Source organism: Microbacterium sp. NPDC089190, from assembly GCF_040701795.1.
GTDB classification, from domain to species: domain Bacteria; phylum Actinomycetota; class Actinomycetes; order Actinomycetales; family Microbacteriaceae; genus Microbacterium; species Microbacterium galbum.
On sequence record NZ_JBFBHF010000003.1, the window covers coordinates 710,723 to 729,928 of the forward strand.

The 19,206-nt window shown below is 69.9% G+C and carries 16 protein-coding genes; 5 read left to right on the forward strand and 11 right to left on the reverse strand.

The features are described from left to right. Positions 1-362: 362 nt before the first annotated feature. From AB0230_RS13360 to AB0230_RS13380, 5 genes are read left to right on the forward strand one after another with little or no spacing between them, the layout of a single operon-like run. Positions 363-1,694: a nucleotide sugar dehydrogenase gene (locus AB0230_RS13360; RefSeq protein WP_315995864.1), complete on the forward strand. Its 1,332-nt coding sequence runs from the start codon at positions 363-365 to the stop codon at positions 1,692-1,694. Next, the gene (locus AB0230_RS13365) at positions 1,691-2,755 is read left to right on the forward strand and encodes a GDP-mannose 4,6-dehydratase (RefSeq protein WP_315995865.1); all 1,065 of its coding nucleotides are present in this window, start codon (positions 1,691-1,693) and stop codon (positions 2,753-2,755) included. The genes AB0230_RS13360 and AB0230_RS13365 overlap by 4 nt, the downstream gene beginning before the upstream one ends. Then, positions 2,755-4,563 (forward strand): glutamine--fructose-6-phosphate transaminase (isomerizing), encoded by a 1,809-nt coding sequence (glmS, locus tag AB0230_RS13370; RefSeq protein ID WP_315995866.1) that lies wholly within the window; start codon positions 2,755-2,757, stop codon positions 4,561-4,563. The genes AB0230_RS13365 and glmS overlap by 1 nt, the downstream gene beginning before the upstream one ends. Positions 4,564-4,595: 32 nt before the next feature. Continuing rightward, positions 4,596-6,062 (forward strand): polysaccharide deacetylase family protein, encoded by a 1,467-nt coding sequence (locus AB0230_RS13375; RefSeq protein ID WP_363391275.1) that lies wholly within the window; start codon positions 4,596-4,598, stop codon positions 6,060-6,062. Next, a complete protein-coding gene (locus AB0230_RS13380; RefSeq protein WP_315995868.1) occupies positions 6,059-6,808 on the forward strand; it encodes a hypothetical protein in 750 nt (249 codons plus the stop codon). Before AB0230_RS13375 ends, AB0230_RS13380 begins: the two co-directional genes overlap by 4 nt. 164 nt (positions 6,809-6,972) lie before the next feature. Here the strand turns inward: AB0230_RS13380 and AB0230_RS13385 are convergent, their stop codons facing one another. From AB0230_RS13385 to AB0230_RS13435, 11 genes are all read right to left on the reverse strand, one after another. Then, positions 6,973-7,326, reverse strand: a complete 354-nt coding sequence (locus AB0230_RS13385; RefSeq protein ID WP_055955187.1) for an RNA polymerase-binding protein RbpA — start codon at positions 7,324-7,326, stop codon at positions 6,973-6,975. A 1-nt stretch (position 7,327) separates the two neighbouring features. Next, on the reverse strand, positions 7,328-7,576 hold the full coding sequence (gene secG, locus AB0230_RS13390; RefSeq protein ID WP_315995869.1) for a preprotein translocase subunit SecG: 249 nt from the start codon (positions 7,574-7,576) through the stop codon (positions 7,328-7,330). Between the two features lie 113 nt (positions 7,577-7,689). Next, entirely contained in the window at positions 7,690-8,481 is a 792-nt protein-coding gene (gene tpiA, locus AB0230_RS13395) for a triose-phosphate isomerase (RefSeq protein WP_315995870.1), read from the reverse strand. Further along, positions 8,469-9,686, reverse strand: a complete 1,218-nt coding sequence (locus tag AB0230_RS13400) for a phosphoglycerate kinase (RefSeq protein WP_366376207.1) — start codon at positions 9,684-9,686, stop codon at positions 8,469-8,471. Before AB0230_RS13400 ends, tpiA begins: the two co-directional genes overlap by 13 nt. A 6-nt stretch (positions 9,687-9,692) precedes the next feature. Beyond that, positions 9,693-10,703, reverse strand: a complete 1,011-nt coding sequence (gene gap, locus AB0230_RS13405) for a type I glyceraldehyde-3-phosphate dehydrogenase (protein WP_076675342.1) — start codon at positions 10,701-10,703, stop codon at positions 9,693-9,695. A 101-nt stretch (positions 10,704-10,804) separates the two neighbouring features. Beyond that, positions 10,805-11,431 (reverse strand): superoxide dismutase, encoded by a 627-nt coding sequence (locus tag AB0230_RS13410; RefSeq protein ID WP_315995872.1) that lies wholly within the window; start codon positions 11,429-11,431, stop codon positions 10,805-10,807. 374 nt (positions 11,432-11,805) lie between these two features. After that, a complete protein-coding gene (gene whiA / locus AB0230_RS13415; RefSeq protein ID WP_315995873.1) occupies positions 11,806-12,783 on the reverse strand; it encodes a DNA-binding protein WhiA in 978 nt (325 codons plus the stop codon). Between the two features lie 40 nt (positions 12,784-12,823). After that, positions 12,824-13,702 (reverse strand): RNase adapter RapZ, encoded by an 879-nt coding sequence (gene rapZ / locus AB0230_RS13420; RefSeq protein ID WP_136585809.1) that lies wholly within the window; start codon positions 13,700-13,702, stop codon positions 12,824-12,826. 29 nt (positions 13,703-13,731) lie between these two features. Beyond that, positions 13,732-15,687 (reverse strand): excinuclease ABC subunit UvrC, encoded by a 1,956-nt coding sequence (gene uvrC / locus AB0230_RS13425; protein WP_363391262.1) that lies wholly within the window; start codon positions 15,685-15,687, stop codon positions 13,732-13,734. 3 nt (positions 15,688-15,690) lie between these two features. After that, complete coding sequence (uvrA, locus tag AB0230_RS13430) at positions 15,691-18,657, reverse strand: excinuclease ABC subunit UvrA (protein ID WP_315995875.1); 2,967 nt, start codon at positions 18,655-18,657, stop codon at positions 15,691-15,693. Between the two features lie 104 nt (positions 18,658-18,761). After that, positions 18,762-19,190: a MarR family transcriptional regulator gene (locus AB0230_RS13435; protein WP_363578952.1), complete on the reverse strand. Its 429-nt coding sequence runs from the start codon at positions 19,188-19,190 to the stop codon at positions 18,762-18,764. Between the last annotated feature and the right edge of the window lie 16 nt (positions 19,191-19,206).

Here is a 19,206-nt window from a genome sequence, read left to right on the forward strand (position 1 = left end):
CGTCGGCGGCGCGCGAGGGGGACACGGCAGGGGGGCGTGCGAGGTCGTGCGCGGGCAGGGCGGGGCTCACGGGGTCCTCCTCTTCGGGTCGAGGCTGCGCCCGACGGTACGCGCAGAACGGGCCCGCGGCGCCGCAGCCGGCCCGCACTCGTCGATGCGGTTTCCCGCACGGCACGGTGCGGTCGGCGGTATCCCGCACGATCCGCCCGGCGTCCTTGACCATCCCACCCGGCCCGCATCAGTGTGGGCCCCGGATCAGCGCCGACCCACCCGATCGGCCGCCTCCCACCCGCACCACCCGAATCGTCCGAGGGGGCCTGGCCCCCCATCGCCCCCTCGGACCCCGCTGTTGGAGGATGACGATGTCCACACTCGATGTGCGCGCCGAAGCGACCCCCGTGTCGCCGCCCCCGGTCGCCGCCGCGCCGCCCCGATTCGACTTCGACGTCGCGATCGTCGGCCTGGGGTACGTGGGGCTGCCGACGGCGCTGGCCTATCACGCCAGCGGCTCTCGCGTCCTGGCGCTCGACGTCTCATCACGCCGGCTGCGCACGATCGCCGCCCGCGGCGCCGACCTCATCGACACCGATCGAGAACGGTTGGATGCCGCGCTGCGGCGTCCCGGCGCGTTCCGCCTGACCGGTGACGTGACCGAGCTGTCGCGGGCGGCCGCCATCGTGGTGTGCGTCCCCACGCCGGTGGACCACCAGCAGGTCCCCGACCTCGCTCCCCTGCGGGCCGCGTGCGCCACCGTCGTCGCCGCGGCCCGCCCGGGGCAGCTCGTCATGCTGACCTCCACCACCTACGTCGGCTGCACGCACGACCTGGTCGAGCAGCCCTTGCGCGAGCGGGGGTTCGAGATCGGCCACGACGTCTTCGTCGCCTTCAGCGCCGAGCGCATCGACCCCGGCAACGTCGGCTTCGCGCAGGAGGTCGTCCCGCGTGTCGTGGGCGGGGCCACCGCCCGCTGCGAGGAGCAGGGCGCGCAGCTGCTCGCACGCTACGCCGCCCGCGTCCACCGGGTCTCCTCCCTCGCGACCGCCGAGATGACGAAGCTGCTCGAGAACACCTTCCGCGCGGTCAACATCGCGCTCGCGAACGAGTTCGCCGACATCTGCGGCGCGCTCGACGTGCCCGTCACCGAGGTGATCGAGGCGGCGAGCACGAAGCCCTACGGATTCATGGCGTTCTATCCCGGTCCCGGGGTGGGCGGGCACTGCATCCCGTGCGATCCGCACTACCTGCTCTGGCAGCTGAAGGCGCTGCACGTCGACGCCGGCGTCATCACCGAGGCGATGACGCGCATCGCCGCCCGTCCGCGCCGCGTCGTCGAACGCATCCGCGACGTGCTGGGCCGCGCCGGCAAGGGCACGCTCGGGGCCCGCGTCCTGGTGGTCGGGGTGACGTACAAGCCCGACGTCGCCGATCTGCGCGAGTCGCCCGCCCTCGAGATCATCGACCACCTGATCGACGTGGGTGCCGAGGTGCAGTACGTCGACACCCACGCCCCGCACATCCACCTCGACTCGGGGCGCGAGCGCGATTCCCTCGCCGACCCGGGCGGATTCCATCCCGACGTCGTGCTCGTGCACACGCGGCATCACGACTGCGACCTGGCGTGGCTCGACGGCGACGCCCTCGTGGTCGACGGCACCTACCGCAGCACCGACATCGCAGGGCGGGTGCTGCTGTGAGCGGCGTCCCGGTCTTCCCCGCGTCGGCGGGCGGACGCACGCGCACGCTGGTCACCGGCGGCGCCGGCTTCGTCGGCAGCCACCTCGTCGAGCACCTCCTCGCGGCCGGCGACGACGTCGTCGTCCTGGACGACCTCTCCACCGGGTCGGCGCGCAACCTGGCCGGTGTCGCCGACAACCCCCGGCTGGAGATGATCCACGGATCCATCCTCAACAGCAGGACCGTCGCCCAGGCGATGCACTCCTGCGATCGGGTGTTCCACCTCGCCGCCGCCGTCGGCGTCAAGCTCATCGTCGAGCAGCCGCTGCGGGGCCTGCGCATCAACATCCACGGAACCGAGAACGTGCTCACCGCGGCGATCGAGCACAAGGCGTCGGTGCTCCTGGTGTCCACGAGCGAGGTCTACGGCAAGAACACCGCCGACCGCCTGCGCGAGGATTCCGACCGCGTGCTGGGCGATCCCCTGCTCTCGCGGTGGACCTACGCCGGCGCCAAGGGGATCGACGAAGCCTTCGCCAAGGCCTATTGCGATCAGGAGGGGCTGGACGTCGCGATCGTCCGCCTGTTCAACACCGTGGGTCCGCGTCAGACCGGCCGCTACGGCATGGTGCTGCCCAACCTCGTCGGCCAGGCGCTGCGCGGGCACCCCCTCACGGTGTTCGGCGACGGCCTGCAGACGCGCTGCTTCTCCGCCGTCGAAGACGTCGTCCCCGCCATGGTGCGCATCGAACGCGATCCCCGTGCCCGCGGACAGGCCTACAACCTCGGCGGGTCGCGGGAGATCTCGATCCTCGACCTGGCGCGCGAGATCATCGCGACCCTCGACAGTCGCAGCGAGATCGAGCTCGTCCCCTACGAGCAGGCCTACGCCGCCGGTTTCGAGGACATGCGTCGCCGCGTCCCCGACAACACCAAGGCGCACGACCTCGTCGGCTACGAGCCCACCACCCCGCTCACCACGACCATCATGCGCGTGGCTGCCGATCTGCTCTCTCGGGAGCGTCTCGGGTCGGATGCCATGCCCCTCGCCGGCGCCGGCTCGTTCCGGGGCGTCGTCTGATGTGCGGAATCACCGCCTACCGCGGCCCCGCCGCCGCGGCATCCCGTGCGCGTTCCGCCCTCGAACGCCTCGAGTACCGCGGCTACGATTCCGCCGGGATCGCCGCGCGACGGCCCGACGGCACCACCCTGCACGCGCGTACGCTCAGCGGCGTGGCGGCCCTCGCCGTGGTCACCGGAGAACAGAGCACGGACGCCACGACCGCGGCCATCGGGCACACCCGGTGGGCCACGCACGGAGAGGTGAGCGAGGCGAACGCCCACCCGCTGGAAGACTGCAGCGGCCGGCTCTACGTGGTGCACAACGGCATCATCGACAACGCCGAGGTCCTCCGGGCGCAACTCGTCGCCGCCGGGCACCGCTTCGCCACGGGCGTCGACAGCGAGGTGATCGTGCACCTCATCGAGCAGGCTCAGCGCCCCGGGGTGGGACTCGGCGACGCGCTCGCCGACGCGGCCGGCCACCTCTCGGGCTCGTGGGCGGTCGTCGCCCTCGACGCGCGCACAGGGACCCTCGCGGCGACGGCGCACGGCTCCCCCCTCATCTCCGCCCAGGACGGCACGGGCACCTACCTCGCGAGCGATGTCGGGGCGGTGGCTCCCGAGGTCACCGAGTTCCGCGTGCTCGAAGACGACGACGTGGTCGAGATCGACGCCGCGGGCATCCGCTGGCACCGCGCCGGGGGCAGCTGCCGACCGCGCGGGCTGTGGCCTGTCCCCCGCACGGCGCTGCTGGCCAGCACCGGTCGCCACCGCGACCACATGGGCAACGAGATCGACGAACAGCCCGTGGTCGCCCGCCGGGTGCTCGAGGCCCTCGGCCCGGGCATCGTCGACGGGTCGCTGTGGCGCGGCCTGGGCCTGCCGTCGCTCGACGACATCGACCGGGTCACGGTGATCGGCTGCGGCACGTCGCTGCACGCCGGTCGCGCCGTCGCGGGGGTCTTCGGGCGTCTCGGCGGTCTGCCCACGCGCACCCTCGTGGCCAGCGAGGCCGCGCACGAGGTGTGGGAGCCGCGCACCCTCGTGATCGCGATGAGCCAGTCCGGCGAGACCGCCGACGTCTTGCGCGCCCTCGACGCCCTGCCGCCCCGGCACGGCACCCTGCTCGCCTTGACCAACAGCTCCTCCTCCACCCTGGCCCGCCGCTCCGACGCGGTCATCGACTGCCTCGCCGGCCCGGAGGTGGGGGTGGCCGCGACCAAGACGTTCGTCGCGCAGGTGCTGACCGGGGTCTGCGTGGCCCTGTCGGGACTGTCCGCCTTCGACCGCGCCGACTCGGCGTGCCTGGGCGCAGACCTCCGCGCCCTGGCCGCGACGCCCGATGCGCTCGCCGCCGCCCTCGACGCCTGGCGGGGACCCAGCGCGCAGCTGGCCGCCGAGTACGCCCGGGCGTCGGGGTTCCTCTTCCTCGGCCGCGGCGCGGGTCTGATCTACGCCGCCGAGGGTGCCCTCAAGCTCAAGGAGCTGTCGTACCGCTGGGCGGAGTCCCACCCCGCCGGCGAGCTCAAGCACGGTCCCCTCGCCCTGGTGGATGCCGGCACCCCCGTGTTCGTGGTCGACAACGGCGATCCGCGGCTCGATGTCGACATCGCCGAAGTCGCCGCACGCGGAGGTCGCGTCATCCGGATCGGCGAACGCGTGCTCACCGTGGGCGGAGTGCCGCTGCATCTGCCGCGCACCGGACCCTCGTGGGGACCGCTCGAGACCGTGGTTCCGCTGCAGATGTTCGCGCGCGAGCTCGCCGTGCGTCTGCATCGCGACGTCGACAAGCCCCGCAACCTCGCCAAGTCGGTGACGGTGTCGTGAACCCTCCGCACCCCCCACGAAAGGCAGAGCCCATGCTCCGACGAGACCTCCGGATCGAACGCCGACGCCCGCCCACGCTCGCGCCCCCGAGATGGCGGCGCGTCCTCGCCGTCGTCTCGGCCTTCGCGGTGGTGGCGGGGGCCTCGGTCGCGCTCGCGCCCCCGCCCGCCGAAGCGGCGACCCGCACCGTGGTCAGCCTCACCTTCGACGACGCCAACGCCGACCAGCTGAACGCGCTGCCCGCCCTGCAGGCCAACGCGATGAAGGCGACCTTCTACGTCCCGTCCGGCTACATCGGCGCTGCCGGGCACATGACGCGCGCCGACCTCACGAAGCTCAAGAACGCCGGTCACGAGATCGGCGGGCACACCGTCAACCACCCCGACCTCGCCGACGTGAGCGTCGACGAGGCGACCCGGCAGATCTGCCTGGACCGCAAGAACCTCACCTCGTGGGGTTTCACGGTCAAGAGCTTCGCCTACCCCTTCGCCTCGAGCACGCCCGACGTCGAGAAGGCGGTCGCCACATGCGGATACAACAGCGGTCGCCTGCTCGGCGACATCAAGAGCCGCTTCGGCTGCCCCGACTGCGCCTACGCCGAGAAGACGCCTCCGCCCGATCCGTTCGCCCTCGCCGCGCTCGATCAGGTCGATGCCACCTGGACGCTCGCCGACCTGAAGCAGGGCGTGACCAACGCCGAGAAGAACGGCGGCGGGTGGGTGCAGTACACGTTCCACGACGTGTGCGACGACGCCTGCAGCGACCTCGCCGTGACGACGTCGACCTTCAGCCAGTTCCTGTCGTGGCTGAAGACCCGGCAGTCCGCCGGCACGGTCGTGAAGACCATCGGAAGCGTCATCGGCGGGACCACGAAGCCCGTCGTCGACGGTCCCGCCGTGCCGGCGGCCACCGGCTCGACGAACGGCATCGTCAACCCCGGCATGGAGACGGGCGCCCCCGACTGCTGGATGCGAGGGGGCTACGGCACCAACACGCCCTCCTTCAGCACGGGCTCCCCCGCGCACACCGGCAACATCGCCAGCGGCATCTCGATGACGGGGTACGTCGACGGCGACGCCAAGCTCCTGCCGCAGTTCGACCTCGGCCAGTGCTCGCCGACGGTGACCCCCGGACGGACGTACACGCTGCGTGAGTGGTATCAGGCGAGCGGGCCGACGCAGTTCGCCGTCTACCTCCGGTCGGCGAGCGGGTCCTGGTCGTACTGGACATCGAGCCCCTGGTTCGCCGCGGCCGATGCCTGGACCGAAGCCGACTGGACCACGGCTCCCATCCCGTCGGGATACACCGGCATCAGCTTCGCGCTGAACATCTTCGGCAACGGCACGCTGCGCACCGACGACCTCGGCCTCTACGACAGTTCCAGCGCCCCGCCGCTGACCGTCATGAGCGCCACGGCCCCGATCGACACGTCAGCACCGTCGACGCCACAGGGTCCGCTCGAGGTGTTCCGTCCGACGGAGAGCGACGTCACCGGATGACACCCCGCTCGCGCTCGACGGCGGCGATCGCCCTCGCGGTGGTCGCCGTCGTCGGCGCGACCGGCTGCGCGCCCACGCTCGCGCCGCTGCCCGACACCGGCTATCCCTGGCACACCGGGATCGTCTCGACGACCTTCTGGGTCGGCGAGGTCTTCGACCCCCAGGCCTCCGACGGCAGTCAGCGCATCTCGACGTACGATTCCGACTGGCTCACCTCGTACGGCGGGTGCGACGGCGTCGTCGACGGTGACGACTGCCGCACCGAGACCCGCACCGCCGACAACGGTTACTTCCCCACCCGCATGACGCCGCGGCAGAACCCGTTCTACCTCGATCTCCCCTTCGACGACGTCAACGACGACGAGGGGTTCGCGATGCGCGGTCAGGTCATCCCCTGGGCCGACCGATCGCCCTACGCCACGGTCGTCGACGACCGCCGAGCGAGCCTGATGAAGAACCGCTGGGTCGTCCTTCGCAAGGGCGACCGCCTCTGCTACGGGCAGATCCAGGATGCCGGACCCGGCGAATACCGCGACAGCGCATACGTCTTCGGCTCCGACGACCGCCGACCCGCCAACGAGCGCTACAACGGAGCGGGCCTCGATGTCTCTCCCGCCCTCAACGGCTGTCTCGGCTACGCGGAGCTCGACGGCGACGGCGACCGCGTCGACTGGGCGTTCATCGATGACGCCGACGTCCCGCCCGGCCCGTGGACCACGATCGTCACGGACTCCCCCGTCCGCTGAGCGGACGCCGTGCGGCACGCGTACGCCCCGTGAGGCCTCGCCGAGAAAGGCGACCGGTCCGGGGACGGCGTGCGAAGACGACGTCCGTTCCCGGACGCCGTGAACGCGGAGGGGCCGGATGCCATGGCATCCGGCCCTTCCGTGGAAAGCGAGGCGAAGCGGGCTTACTGTCCGCGACGCTCGCGCAGCTGCTGCAGGGCGTCGTCGAGGAGCGAAGCGGCCTCTTCGTCGCTGCGGCGCTCCTTCACGTAGGCGAGGTGCGTCTTGTAGGGCTCCGCCTTGGCCAGTGCCGGGGGGTTCGCCTTGTCGCGACCCGCGGGGAGGCCCGAGTGAGGCGAGTCGATCGTCTCGGGGATCTCGTCGTCGGGGATGCCCGCCGCGAAGTAGCGAACGGTCTCGTTGCCGAGGGCGTCCCAGTACGACACGGCGACGCGGTCGGCGTGGAAGCCGTGGTCCTGTTCGCCCATGGGGCCCGCGCCGACGCGCGAGCCACGGATGGCATTGCCGCCAGTGGCCATGTCAGATCTCCGCGAATTTGGTCAGCAGACCGAGACCGACGATGGTGATGAACCACACCAGCGCGAGCACGATCGTGAAACGGTTGAGGTTGCGTTCAGCCAGGCCCGACGAACCGAGGGCGGAGCTCATGCCGCCGCCGAACATGTCGGACAGACCGCCGCCGCGACCCTTGTGGAGCAGGATGAGCAGGGTCAGCAGGAGGCTGGTGACGCCCAGGAGCACCTGCAGGACGAACTCGAGAATCTGCACTGTCGAAAGCCTTTCGCGAGCGGACGGGACGACCGCACAAGCGTCAAGTATACGGGGACGCGTCTCAGACGCACGGATGCCCGCGGCGTGCTGCCGCGGGCATCCGGAGGGCGTCAGACGCCGACGTGCTTCTGGAAGCGGATGATCGCCGCGAACTCGTCGACGACGAGGCTCGCACCGCCCACCAGCGCGCCGTCCACGTCGGGCTCGCGCATGAACCCGGCGATGTTGCCGGACTTGACCGAGCCGCCGTAGAGCACGCGGGTGCGCGCGGCCGCATCGGCACCGAGCTTGTCGGCGACGACGGCACGCAGCTTGGCGCAGACCTCCTGGGCCTGGTCGGGCGTCGCCGCCTGGCCGGAGCCGATGGCCCAGACCGGCTCGTACGCCACGACGATGTCGGCGTCCGCCGACACACCCTCGAGTGCGACCTCGAGCTGCCCGACCGGAACGGCGCTGGCGCCGAACTTCTCGAGGTCCTCCGAGGTCTCGCCCACGCAGATCACGGGCACGAGACCGTGACGGAGTGCCGCCTGGGTCTTGGCCGCGACGACCTCGTCGGTCTCGTGGTGGAACTGGCGTCGCTCGGAGTGACCGATGATCACATAGGTCGCGTCGAGCTTCGCCAGGAACTGGCCCGAGATCTCACCGGTGTAGGCACCGGAGTCGTGCGCGGACAAATCCTGACCGCCGAGCGCGAACTCGATCTTGTCGGCATCGAGGAGCGTCTGCACGGTGCGCAGGTCGGTGTACGGCGGGAACACCGCGACCTCGACGCTGCCGTTCTCGTGCTTGGCCTCTTTCAAGGTCCAGTGCAGCTTCTGGACGAACGCGACCGCCTGCAGGTGGTCGAGATTCATCTTCCAGTTGCCCGCGATGAGGGGGGTTCTGTTCACTGTTGCCATCCGAGGACCTCCAGTCCGGGGAGCTTCTTGCCTTCGAGGAACTCCAGGCTGGCGCCTCCGCCGGTGGAGATGTGACCGAATCGGTCGTCGGAGAAACCGAGCTGACGCACGGCCGCCGCGGAGTCGCCGCCGCCGATGACGCTGAGGCCGTCGACCTCGGTGAGCGCCTGGGCGACGGTCTTGGTGCCGGCTTCGAACGCCTTCATCTCGAACACGCCCATCGGGCCGTTCCAGAAGACGGTCCGCGAGCCCCGGATCGCGTCGGCGAAGATCTCCGCCGTGCGCGGCCCGATGTCGAGGCCGAGACCGGAGGCGCCGAAGGCGGTGTCCTCCAGGGCGTCGGCATCGGCGACCACGTGCTCGGCATCCGCCGAGAACGACGCCGCCACGACCGCGTCGACCGGCAGCACGATCTCGACGCCGCGCTCCTTCGCCGTGGCGAGATAGCCCTTCACGGTGTCGATCTGGTCCTGTTCGAGCAGGCTCGATCCGACCTTGTGCCCCTCGGCGACGAGGAACGTGAACATCATGCCGCCGCCGACGAGGAGTTTGTCCACGCGGGGCAGCAGGTGCTCGATGACGCCGAGCTTGTCGCTCACCTTCGATCCGCCGAGCACGACCGTGTACGGACGCTCGGGGTTCTCGGTGAGGCGGTCGAGGACCTCGAGCTCCTTCTGGATGAGCAGGCCCGCGGCCGAGGGCACCAACTGGGCGAGGTCGTAGACGCTCGCCTGCTTGCGGTGCACGACGCCGAAGCCGTCCGACACGAGGGCATCGCCGAGACCGGCGAGCTCGCGAGCGAACGCCTGACGCTCGGACTCGTCCTTCGAGGTCTCCCCCGCGTTGAAGCGGAGGTTCTCGATGACCGCGACCTCTCCGTCCTCGAGCGAGGCGACGGCATCCTGAGCCGACTCGCCGACCGTGTCGCGCGCGAACGCGACCGGCTGGCCGAGCAGCTCGGACAGGCGCTGCGCGACCGGCTCGAGCGAGTACTTCGGGTCGGGCGCCCCGTCGGGGCGGCCCAGGTGCGAGCACACGACCACGCGCGCGCCGGCGTTGATCAGTGCATTGAGGGTCGGCAGCGACGCGCGCACGCGGCCATCGTCCGTGATGACGCCGTCCTTGAGGGGGACGTTCAGATCACAACGGACGATGACGCGCGTGCCGGCGAGCGACCCCAGCGAATCGAGGGTGCGCAGAGCCATGGAGGGTCAGAGACGCTCGGCGACGTACTCGGTCAGGTCGACGAGACGGTTCGAGTAGCCCCACTCGTTGTCGTACCACGACGACACCTTGACGAGGTTGCCGCTGACGTTGGTCAGCTCCGCGTCGAAGATCGACGAGTGCGGGTTGCCCTGGATGTCGCTCGAGACGATCGGGTCCTCGGTGTACTGCAGGATCCCGTTGAGGCGCCCCTCGGCGGCGGCCTTCTTGTAGACCTCGTTGACCTGGTCGACGGTCAGACCCTCGGTGGGGGTGACGATCGTGAGGTCGACGATGGAGCCGGTGGGAACCGGAACGCGGTACGACGAGCCGCTCAGCTTGCCGTTCAGCTCGGGCAGGACGAGGCCGATGGCCTTCGCGGCGCCGGTGGAGGCGGGGACGATGTTGATCGCCGCACCGCGGGCACGACGCAGGTCGCTGTGCGGGCCGTCCTGCAGGTTCTGGTCGGCCGTGTAGGCGTGAGCCGTCATCATGAAGCCGCGCTCGATGCCGAAGGCGTCGTTGAACACCTTCGCGAGGGGCGCGAGGCAGTTCGTGGTGCACGACGCGTTCGAGATGATGACGTCGGTCTCAGGGTTGTACGTCTCTTCGTTCACGCCCATGACGATGGTGGCGTCGTCACCCGTGGCGGGAGCCGAGATGAGCACCTTCTTGGCGCCACCGGCGACGTGCTTCTTGGCGTCCTCGGCCTTGGTGAAACGGCCGGTCGACTCGATGACGATGTCGACGCCCAGCTCGCCCCAGGGGAGGTTGGCGGGGTCGCGCTCCTCGAAGACCTTGATGGTCTTGTCGCCGACGGTGATGGAGTCTTCGGTGTACGAGACGTCCTCGGACAGCACGCCGCCCACGGAGTCGTACTTGAGGAGGTGCGCGAGGGTCTTGTTGTCGGTGAGGTCGTTCACCGCCACGATTTCGAGGTCGGCACCCTGCGCGAGAGCCGCGCGGAGGTAGTTGCGTCCGATACGGCCGAAGCCGTTGATTCCGATCTTGACGGTCACGGAATATCTCCTGAATCAGTTGTGCGCGATGAGCGCGTGATTGCGGTTTCGCTGGCGGACAACGGCGTCCCGGTGGGTGTCCCACCGGGACGCCGCACCGTTTACGACAGTACCAGCAGACCCGCGGTCTTCTCGCGGGCGGCGGCGAAGCGCTCCTGCGCATCGGCCCAGTTGGCGATGTTCCAGAAGGCCTTCACGTAGTCGGCGCGCACGTTCTTGTAGTCGAGGTAGTACGCGTGCTCCCAGACGTCGAGAAGCAGCAGCGGAACGGTACCGGCGACGATCTGACCCTGCTGGTCGAAGAACTGCTGGATGACGAGGTTCTCCCCGATCGAGTCCCAGAACAGGCCGGCCCAGCCCGAGCCCTGCACGCCGAGGGCGGCGGCGGTGAACTGCGCGCGGAAGGCGTCGAACGAGCCGAACTGATCGTCGATGGCCGACTCGAGGTCGCCGGTGGGCTTGTCGCCACCGTTGGGCGAGAGGTTCGTCCAGAAGATCGAGTGGTTGGTGTGACCGCCGAGGTTGAACGCGAGGTCCTTCTGCAGGCGGTTGATGTTGGCGAACTCGCCCTTCTCGCGCGCTTCGGCGAGGAGGTCGAGGGTGGTGTTGGCGCCGTTGACGTAGGTCTGGTGGTGCTTGCTGTGGTGCAGCTCCATGATCGTCGCACTGATGTGCGGCTCCAGCGCCGAGTAGTCGTAGGGCAGTTCGGGCAGCGTGTACTTCGCCATGTTCTCTACTTCCGAATCGGGCGCCGCCGAAACCTCTCCGCCAAGACGACGAGCTGAGGGATCGCGCAGCGAGGGTGACGTCTTCATCCTATTGAGGGCCAACGCGCAACCCACAGGGTTGCTTCCCCGCGTGACGAAAGGTAGCGGCCCGGGCGCGTCGTCGGGCGTCGGGGACCCCCGGACCGGTGGCACGTCGGCGCACCCGAGCCGGCGCGGACTCGGTCCGGGCGGGCTCGGCCCGGGCGGGCTCCCCTCGCGCGGGCCGGATCGGGATGAGCGGGGGGTCGGGGCAGCCGGAGAGGCGAGGGGCTCGGCCGCACACCCTGCGCGATCGGATCACGGATGCCGGGAACGCGGCATCCGGAAGAGATCCGTCAGTCGTCGGCGCCGACGGGGACCGCGGCCTCGGTCCCGGGGATGCCCTCGGTCTCGGCTTTCTTGTCGGCCATCGCGAGCAGACGGCGGATACGCCCGGCGACGGCGTCCTTGGTCAGCGGCGGATCGGCGTGATGGCCGAGCTCGTCCAGGCTCGCGTCGCGGTGAGCCAGACGCAGCTCGCCCGCCTGCTGCAGGTGGTCGGGGACCTCGTCGCCGAGGATCTCGAGGGCGCGCTCGACGCGCGCGCACGCGGCGACGGCGGCCTGGGCCGATCGGCGGAGGTTCGCGTCGTCGAAGTTGACGAGACGGTTCACGCCGGCGCGCACCTCGCGGCGCTGGCGCATCTGATCCCACTCCCCCGCGGTGCGGCGGGCACCCATCTCGTAGAGGGCGCCGCGGATGGCCTCCCCGTCGCGCACGACGACGCGGGGGACGCCGCGCACCTCACGGGCCTTGGCCGGGATGCCGATGCGGTGACCCGCGCCGACGAGGGCCATCGCCGCCTCGGACGAGGGGCAGGAGATCTCGAGTGCAGCCGACCGGCCGGGATCGCTCAGCGTGCCGCTCGCGAGGAACGCGCCGCGCCAGATGGCGCTGAGGTCGGGGCGCGAGCCGGTCGTGAGCTTGTTGGGCAGACCGCGAACGGGGCGACGTCGCTGGTCGAGCAGCCCCGTCTGACGCGCGAGCGTCTCACCCGCCTCGATCACGCGCACGGCGAAGAGACCGCCGCTGCGACCGCCGGAGCCCTGCACGTGGTGCAGTTCGGGGCGCACGCCGTACAGCTCCATCAGGTCGCGGGCGACGCGACGCGCGAGGATGTCGGAGTCCAACTCGGCCTCGACGGCGACGCGATTGGCGATGGAGTGCAGACCACCGGAGAAGCGCAGGAGGGCCGTGAGCTCGGCGACGCGCGCGGTCGGGCGCGGGTCGCGGACGGTGATGAGCTCGGCCTTCACGTCGGCGGTCAGGGGCACGATTCTCCTCGGGTGGGGGCGGCGGGGACGACGTTACAGCCTACTCGCGACCGAGGTCGCGGTGAGCCACGCGGACGGCCACACCCGGAACATCGGCCAGACGTGCAGCGAGCTCGCGCGCCATCACCACCGATCTGTGCTTACCCCCCGTGCACCCCACGGCGACCACGGAATGCCGCTTGTTCTCGCGCTGATATCCCTCGAGGACGGGCCGCAGCGCGGCCGAATACGCGTCCAGGAACGCCGAGGCGCCCTCCTGCCCCAGCACGTATTCCCGCACGCGGGGGTCTTCGCCGGTCAACGGACGCAGCTCGTCGTTCCAGAACGGGTTCGGCAGGAAGCGCATGTCGGCCACGAGGTCGACGTCGGGCGGCAGCCCGTACTTGAAGCCGAAACTCATCAGGGTGATCGTGTGACGGGCCGCCCCTTCCTCGCCGAACAGCGCGACCGTGCGCAACGACAGCTGGTGGACGTTCAGGCTCGACGTGTCGATGACCACGTCGGCGGCCTCGCGAACCGGAGCCAGGCGCTCGCGCTCCCGGCGGATGCCGTCGAGGATCGTGCCGTCGCCCTGCAGCGGGTGCGGCCGTCGCACCGCCTCGAAGCGGCGCACCAGCACCGCATCGGAGGCGTCGAGGAAGACCACGCGCACCTGGCGTCCGGCCTGCAGCGTCCGCATCGCCTCGGGAAGATCGCCGAACAACGAGCGTCCGCGCACGTCGACCACGACCGCCACGCGGGGGACGGCGCCACCGGCGAGTTCGGTGAGTTCGAGCAGAGGGCGCAGCATGCGCGGCGGCAGATTGTCGACCACGTACCAGTCGAGGTCTTCGAGCGCATTCGCCACCGTGGAGCGGCCGGCGCCCGACATGCCCGTGACGATCAGCACCTCACCTGGCTCGTCGCGTGCCGGTTCCATGGTGATCGCCTCCCGTCCTCGTCCTCAGCCTATCGAGCCAGATGCGTGTGGATCGCCTCTGCCAGGGTCGGCCCGATACCGGGCAGCACCGTCATCTCGTCCGGGCTGGCGTTCTTGAGCGCCGACACCGAGCCGAAGTGGCGCAGCAGAGCCTTGATGCGGGCATCACCGAGACCCGGCACCTCCGACAGCACGCTGGTGATGTCACGCTTCCGACGTTTGCGCTGGTGCACGATGGCGAAACGGTGGGCCTCGTCGCGCAGTCGCTGCAGCAGGTAGAGCGCCTCCGAGGTGCGGGGCAGGATGACGGGGTACTCCTCACCCGGCAGCCACACCTCCTCGAGGCGCTTGGCGATGCCGCAGAGGGCGATCTCCTCGTGACCCGCGTCGGCCAGCGCCCGCGCCGCGGCGGCCACCTGCGGCTGTCCGCCGTCGACCACGAGCAGCTGCGGGCGGTACGCGAAGCGCGGACGCTTGCGGGCGGTGACCACGTCGCCGTCGCTCGTGGCCTCCTCCGACTCGGGGGCGGCGACGATCGCGCCGTTCACCGTCTCGGGTTCGATCTCGTCGGGACGGTCGAGGTAGGCCAGACGACGCGTGAGCACCTGGTACATCGAGTCGGTGTCGTCGGTGGTCTCGGCGACGCCGAAGGAACGGTACTGGTCTTTTCGCGGGAGCCCGTCCTCGAACACGACCATGGATGCCACGACGTTGGTGCCCGCGAGGTGCGAGACGTCGAAGCACTCGATGCGCAGCGGCGCCTCGCTCATCCCGAGCGCCTCCTGCAGGTCGGTGAGGGCCTGCGACCGGGCGACGTAATCGCTCGTGCGGCGGGTCTTGTGCAGCATGAGCGCCTGCTGCGCGTTGAGGGTCGCGGTCTTGAGCAGATCGGCCTTGCGCCCGCGCTGCGCGATCTGCAGCGTCACCGGCCGGCCCCGTCGCTCGCGCAGCCAGTCCTCCAGCTGCTCGGCGTCATCGGGCAGCTCGGGCACGAGCACCTGGCGGGGGATGTCCGACGCATCCGCGTCGCCGTAGGTGCGCTGCAGCACCTGGTCGACGAGCTCCGCTCCGGAGATGTCGATCTCCTTCTCGATCGTCGTCGCGCGCACACCGCGCACGCGGCCTCCGCGCACGACGAAATGCTGCACGGTCGCGGCGAGTTCGTCCTCCGCGATGCCGAAGAGGTCGGCATCCGTGTCGGGAGCCAGAACGAGCGCGCTCTTGCCCAGCACCGCGTCGATCGCCTGCAGACGGTCGCGGTAGTGGGCGGCCGACTCGTAGTCCATCGCCGCCGACGCCTCTTTCATGCGCGCCGTCAGCTCGCGCGTGAAGCGCTGATCGCCGCCCGACATGAAGGAGATGAAGTCGTTCACGACGGCGCGATGCTCCTCGACGGTCACCTTCATCGAGCACGGTCCGCCGCAGCGGCCGATCTGCCCCGGGAAGCAGGGGCGACCCGAGGCCATCGCCTTCTTGTACGACGAGTCGCTGCACGTGCGGATCGGGAAGACCTTGATCATCAGGTCGATCGTGTCGTGCACCGCCCACACCTTCGGGTACGGCCCGAAGTATTTGGCCCCGCGGATCTTGTGATTGCGGGTGACGATGACGCGCGGCGCCTCATCCGCGAGGGTGATGGCCATGAACGGGTAGGACTTGTCGTCGCGGTAGCGCACATTGAAGGGCGGATCGAACTCCTTGATCCACATGTACTCGAGCTGCAGCGAATCGACGTCGCTGGGCACGACCGTCCACTCCACACTGGCCGCCGTGGTGACCATGCGGCGGGTGCGCTCGTGCAGCGAGTACAGCGGCGCGAAGTAGTTCGACAGTCGCGCGCGGAGGTTCTTCGCCTTACCGACGTACAGCACGCGCCCGTCGGCATCCCGGAACCGGTAGACCCCGGGATTGGTCGGGATCTCCCCCGCCTTCGGGCGATAGGGCAGCTGCGACATCCGCTCCCGGGATGCAGGTGCAGGGGCCATGACTCAGCCCGCCGCGCTCACGAGCTCCCGCTCGGCGCTGTCCGCATCCGATGCGGTGTTGCGCTGCGCGCCCGTGCGTCCGGTCTCGAGCAGTTCGGCCAGGAAAGCGCCGGTGTGGCTCTCCTCGACCTTCGCGACCTGCTCGGGCGTTCCGGTCGCGACGACCGTGCCGCCGCCGGCGCCGCCCTCGGGCCCGAGGTCGATGACCCAGTCGCTGCTCTTGATGACGTCGAGGTTGTGCTCGATGACGATGACGGTGTTCCCCTTGTCGACCAGGCCGTTCAGCACCTTCAGCAGCAGCGAGACGTCTTCGAAGTGCAGACCCGTGGTGGGCTCGTCGAGCACGTAGATCGAGCGGCCGTTGCTGCGACGCTGGAGCTCGGTGGCGAGCTTGACGCGCTGCGCCTCGCCGCCCGAGAGCGTCGTGGCCGACTGCCCGAGCCGCACGTAGCCGAGGCCCACGTCGACCAGCGTCTTGAGGTAGCGGTGGATGGCCTGGATGGGTTCGAAGAACTCCGCGGCCTCCGAGATCGGCATCTCGAGCACCTCGGCGATGTTCTTCCCCTTGTAGTGCACCGACAGCGTGTCGCGGTTGTACCGCTTGCCGTGGCACACCTCGCAGTCGACGTAGACGTCGGGGAGGAAGTTCATCTCGATCTTCAGCGTTCCGTCGCCGGAGCACGCCTCGCAGCGACCGCCCTTGACGTTGAAGCTGAAGCGCCCCGCCTGGTAACCGCGCACCTTCGCCTCGGGGGTCTCGCTGAAGAGGGTGCGGATCCGGTCGAACACACCCGTGTAGGTCGCGGGATTGGAGCGCGGGGTGCGGCCGATCGGCGCCTGGTCGACGTGCACGACCTTGTCGAGGTTGTCGAGACCGGTGACCCGCGTGTGCTTGCCCGGAACGCGGCGCGCGCCGTTCAGCTTCGAGGCGAGCACTTCGTACAGGATGCCGTTCACCAGCGTCGACTTGCCCGAACCGCTCACGCCGGTGACCGAGGTGAGCACGCCGAGGGGGAAGTCGACGGTGACGTTCTTGAGGTTGTTCTCCCGCGCCCCGACGACGGTGACCTGACGCTTCTTGTCGATCTTGCGACGCGTCTGGGGCGCCTCGATCGCGCGACGGCCCGACAGGTACGCCCCCGTCAGTGAGCGCTCGTCGGTCAGCAGTTCGGCGAGGGGCCCGGAGTGCACGACGTTGCCGCCGTCGACGCCGGCGCGGGGTCCGATGTCGACCACCCAGTCGGCCGCGTGGATGGTCTCCTCGTCGTGCTCGACGACGATGAGCGTGTTGCCGAGGTCGCGCAGGGTCTCGAGCGTCTGGATGAGGCGGCGGTTGTCGCGCTGGTGCAAACCGATCGACGGCTCGTCGAGCACGTACAGCACGCCCGTCAGGCCCGAGCCGATCTGGGTGGCCAGGCGGATGCGCTGCGCCTCGCCGCCGGACAGCGTGCCGGCCGCGCGGCCGAGGCTCAGGTAGTTCAGACCCACCTGGAGCAGGAAGTCGAGGCGTGCGCGGATCTCGCGCAGCACGGCCGCGGCGATGGTCGCCTCGCGGTCGGTGAGGGTGAGCTGGGAGAAGAACTCGCGCGCGTCGGCCAGGCTCATGCGCGAGGCTGCGGCGATGGACGTGTCGTCGACGAGGACCGCCAGCACCTCGGGCTTGAGGCGGTCGCCGTCGCACACCGCGCAGGGCACCTCGCGAAGGTACTCCGCCCAGCGCTGCCGCTGGGTGTCGGACTCCGCCTGCAGGTACTGACGCTCGATGTACGGCACGACGCCCTCGAACCCGGACGAGTACCGCATCTCACGCCCGTAGCGGTTCTTCCACTTGACCGTGACCTTGTAGTTCTCGCCTCGCAGCACCGCCTGCTGCACGTCCTTCGACAGGTCTTTCCACGGGGTGTCGAGCGAGAACTTCAGGTCGCGCGCGAGACCTTCGAGCAGCCGCTCGTAGTACTGGAACAGGCCCTTGCCCTGCGTCGTCCAGGGAAGGATGGCGCCGTCGCGGATCGAGAGCTCTTCGTCGCCGAGCATGAGGTCGACGTCGACCGACATGCGGGTGCCCAGGCCCGAGCAGACGGGGCAGGCGCCGAAGGGGGCGTTGAACGAGAACGTCCGCGGCTCGATCTCGGTCAACTGCAGCGGGTGCCCGTTCGGGCACGCGAGCTTCTCGGAGAACGACTGCCAGGCGTCGTCGCCCTCTTCGTCGACGTAGTTGACCTGCATGATGCCGCCGGCCAGCCCCATCGCCGTCTCGACCGAGTCGGTGACGCGGCTGAGGATGTCTCCGGATGCCACGAGACGGTCGACCACGACGGCGATGTCGTGCTTGTAGCTCTTCTTGAGGGTCGGCGGCTCGGACAGCTGCACGAGGTCGCCGTCGACGACCGCGCGGGCGTATCCCTTCGCGCTGAGTTCCTTGAAGAGGTCGACGAACTCGCCCTTCTTCTGGGTCACCACGGGGGCGACGATCTGGTACCGCGTGCGCTCGGGCAGCTCCATGAGCTGGTCGGCGATCTGCTGCACGGTCTGCCGCTGGATGCGCGCGCCGCAGTCCGGGCAGTGGGGCACACCGATACGGGCCCACAGCAGACGCATGTAGTCGTGGATCTCGGTGATCGTGCCGACCGTCGAGCGGGGGTTGCGGTTCGTCGACTTCTGGTCGATCGACACCGCGGGGCTGAGGCCCTCGATGAAGTCGACGTCGGGGCGATCGACCTGCCCGAGGAACTGACGGGCGTAGGCGCTCAGCGACTCGACGTACCGCCGCTGACCCTCCGCGAAGATCGTGTCGAAGGCGAGGCTCGACTTGCCTGAGCCCGAGAGTCCCGTGAAGACGACCAGCGAGTCGCGGGGGATGTCGAGGTCGACGTCCTTGAGGTTGTGGACGCGCGCACCCCGGACGCTGAGCTTGCCGCTGGTGGCGGAATTCGCGGACGACGAGGGCGAAGAGACAGGAACGATCGGCACCTGTTAAGTCTAGGTCGACCCTCCGACATCGGCCCCGGGTTCGCCCCGAGCGCACGGATGTGCGAGGCTCGCGCACCGTCGCCGTGCTCGGAAGGCGAGGTCGCTCAGTCCCGCACGGGAGACGCGAACGGCGCGAGACCGTCGCGCAGGGCGATGAGCGAGCGCTCGTCGGCGCCGACGCGCTCCATGATCTTGCCCGGCACCTCGAGCGCCGCGGCGCGGAGCGCCCGCCCCTCGTCGGTGAGGTCGATGTCGAGGACGCGCTCGTCGTCGACACGACGCCGACGCACGACCCGTCCCTGCGCTTCGAGGCGTTTCACCAGGGGTGAAAGGGTCGCCGGCTCCATGGCGAGTTCCGCGGCCAGCGTCCCGAGCGACCGCGGCGCGTCCTCCCACAGGGCGAGCATCACGAGATACTGCGGGTGCGTCAGCCCGAGCGGCTCCAGCACGGGCCGGTAGATCGACACGACGTTCCGTGCGGCCGTGACGAGGGCGAAGCACACCTGGTTCTCCAGCTTCAGCGGATCTTCCACGGCCTCCTCCTTCGAA

Bases quoted from the DNA above. Each gene is read 5' to 3' on its own strand.
- AB0230_RS13400 (WP_366376207.1), bottom strand. From the start codon at position 9,686: ATGGCTCTGCGCACCCTCGATTCGCTGGGGTCGCTCGCCGGCACGCGC.
- AB0230_RS13380 (WP_315995868.1), top strand. From the start codon at position 6,059: ATGACACCCCGCTCGCGCTCGACGGCGGCGATCGCCCTCGCGGTGGTC.
- tpiA (WP_315995870.1), bottom strand. From the start codon at position 8,481: ATGGCAACAGTGAACAGAACCCCCCTCATCGCGGGCAACTGGAAGATG.
- AB0230_RS13385 (WP_055955187.1), bottom strand. From the start codon at position 7,326: ATGGCCACTGGCGGCAATGCCATCCGTGGCTCGCGCGTCGGCGCGGGC.
- AB0230_RS13360 (WP_315995864.1), top strand. From the start codon at position 363: ATGTCCACACTCGATGTGCGCGCCGAAGCGACCCCCGTGTCGCCGCCC.
- glmS (WP_315995866.1), top strand. From the start codon at position 2,755: ATGTGCGGAATCACCGCCTACCGCGGCCCCGCCGCCGCGGCATCCCGT.
- rapZ (WP_136585809.1), bottom strand. From the start codon at position 13,702: ATGGAACCGGCACGCGACGAGCCAGGTGAGGTGCTGATCGTCACGGGC.
- AB0230_RS13410 (WP_315995872.1), bottom strand. From the start codon at position 11,431: ATGGCGAAGTACACGCTGCCCGAACTGCCCTACGACTACTCGGCGCTG.
- AB0230_RS13375 (WP_363391275.1), top strand. From the start codon at position 4,596: ATGCTCCGACGAGACCTCCGGATCGAACGCCGACGCCCGCCCACGCTC.
- uvrC (WP_363391262.1), bottom strand. From the start codon at position 15,687: ATGGCCCCTGCACCTGCATCCCGGGAGCGGATGTCGCAGCTGCCCTAT.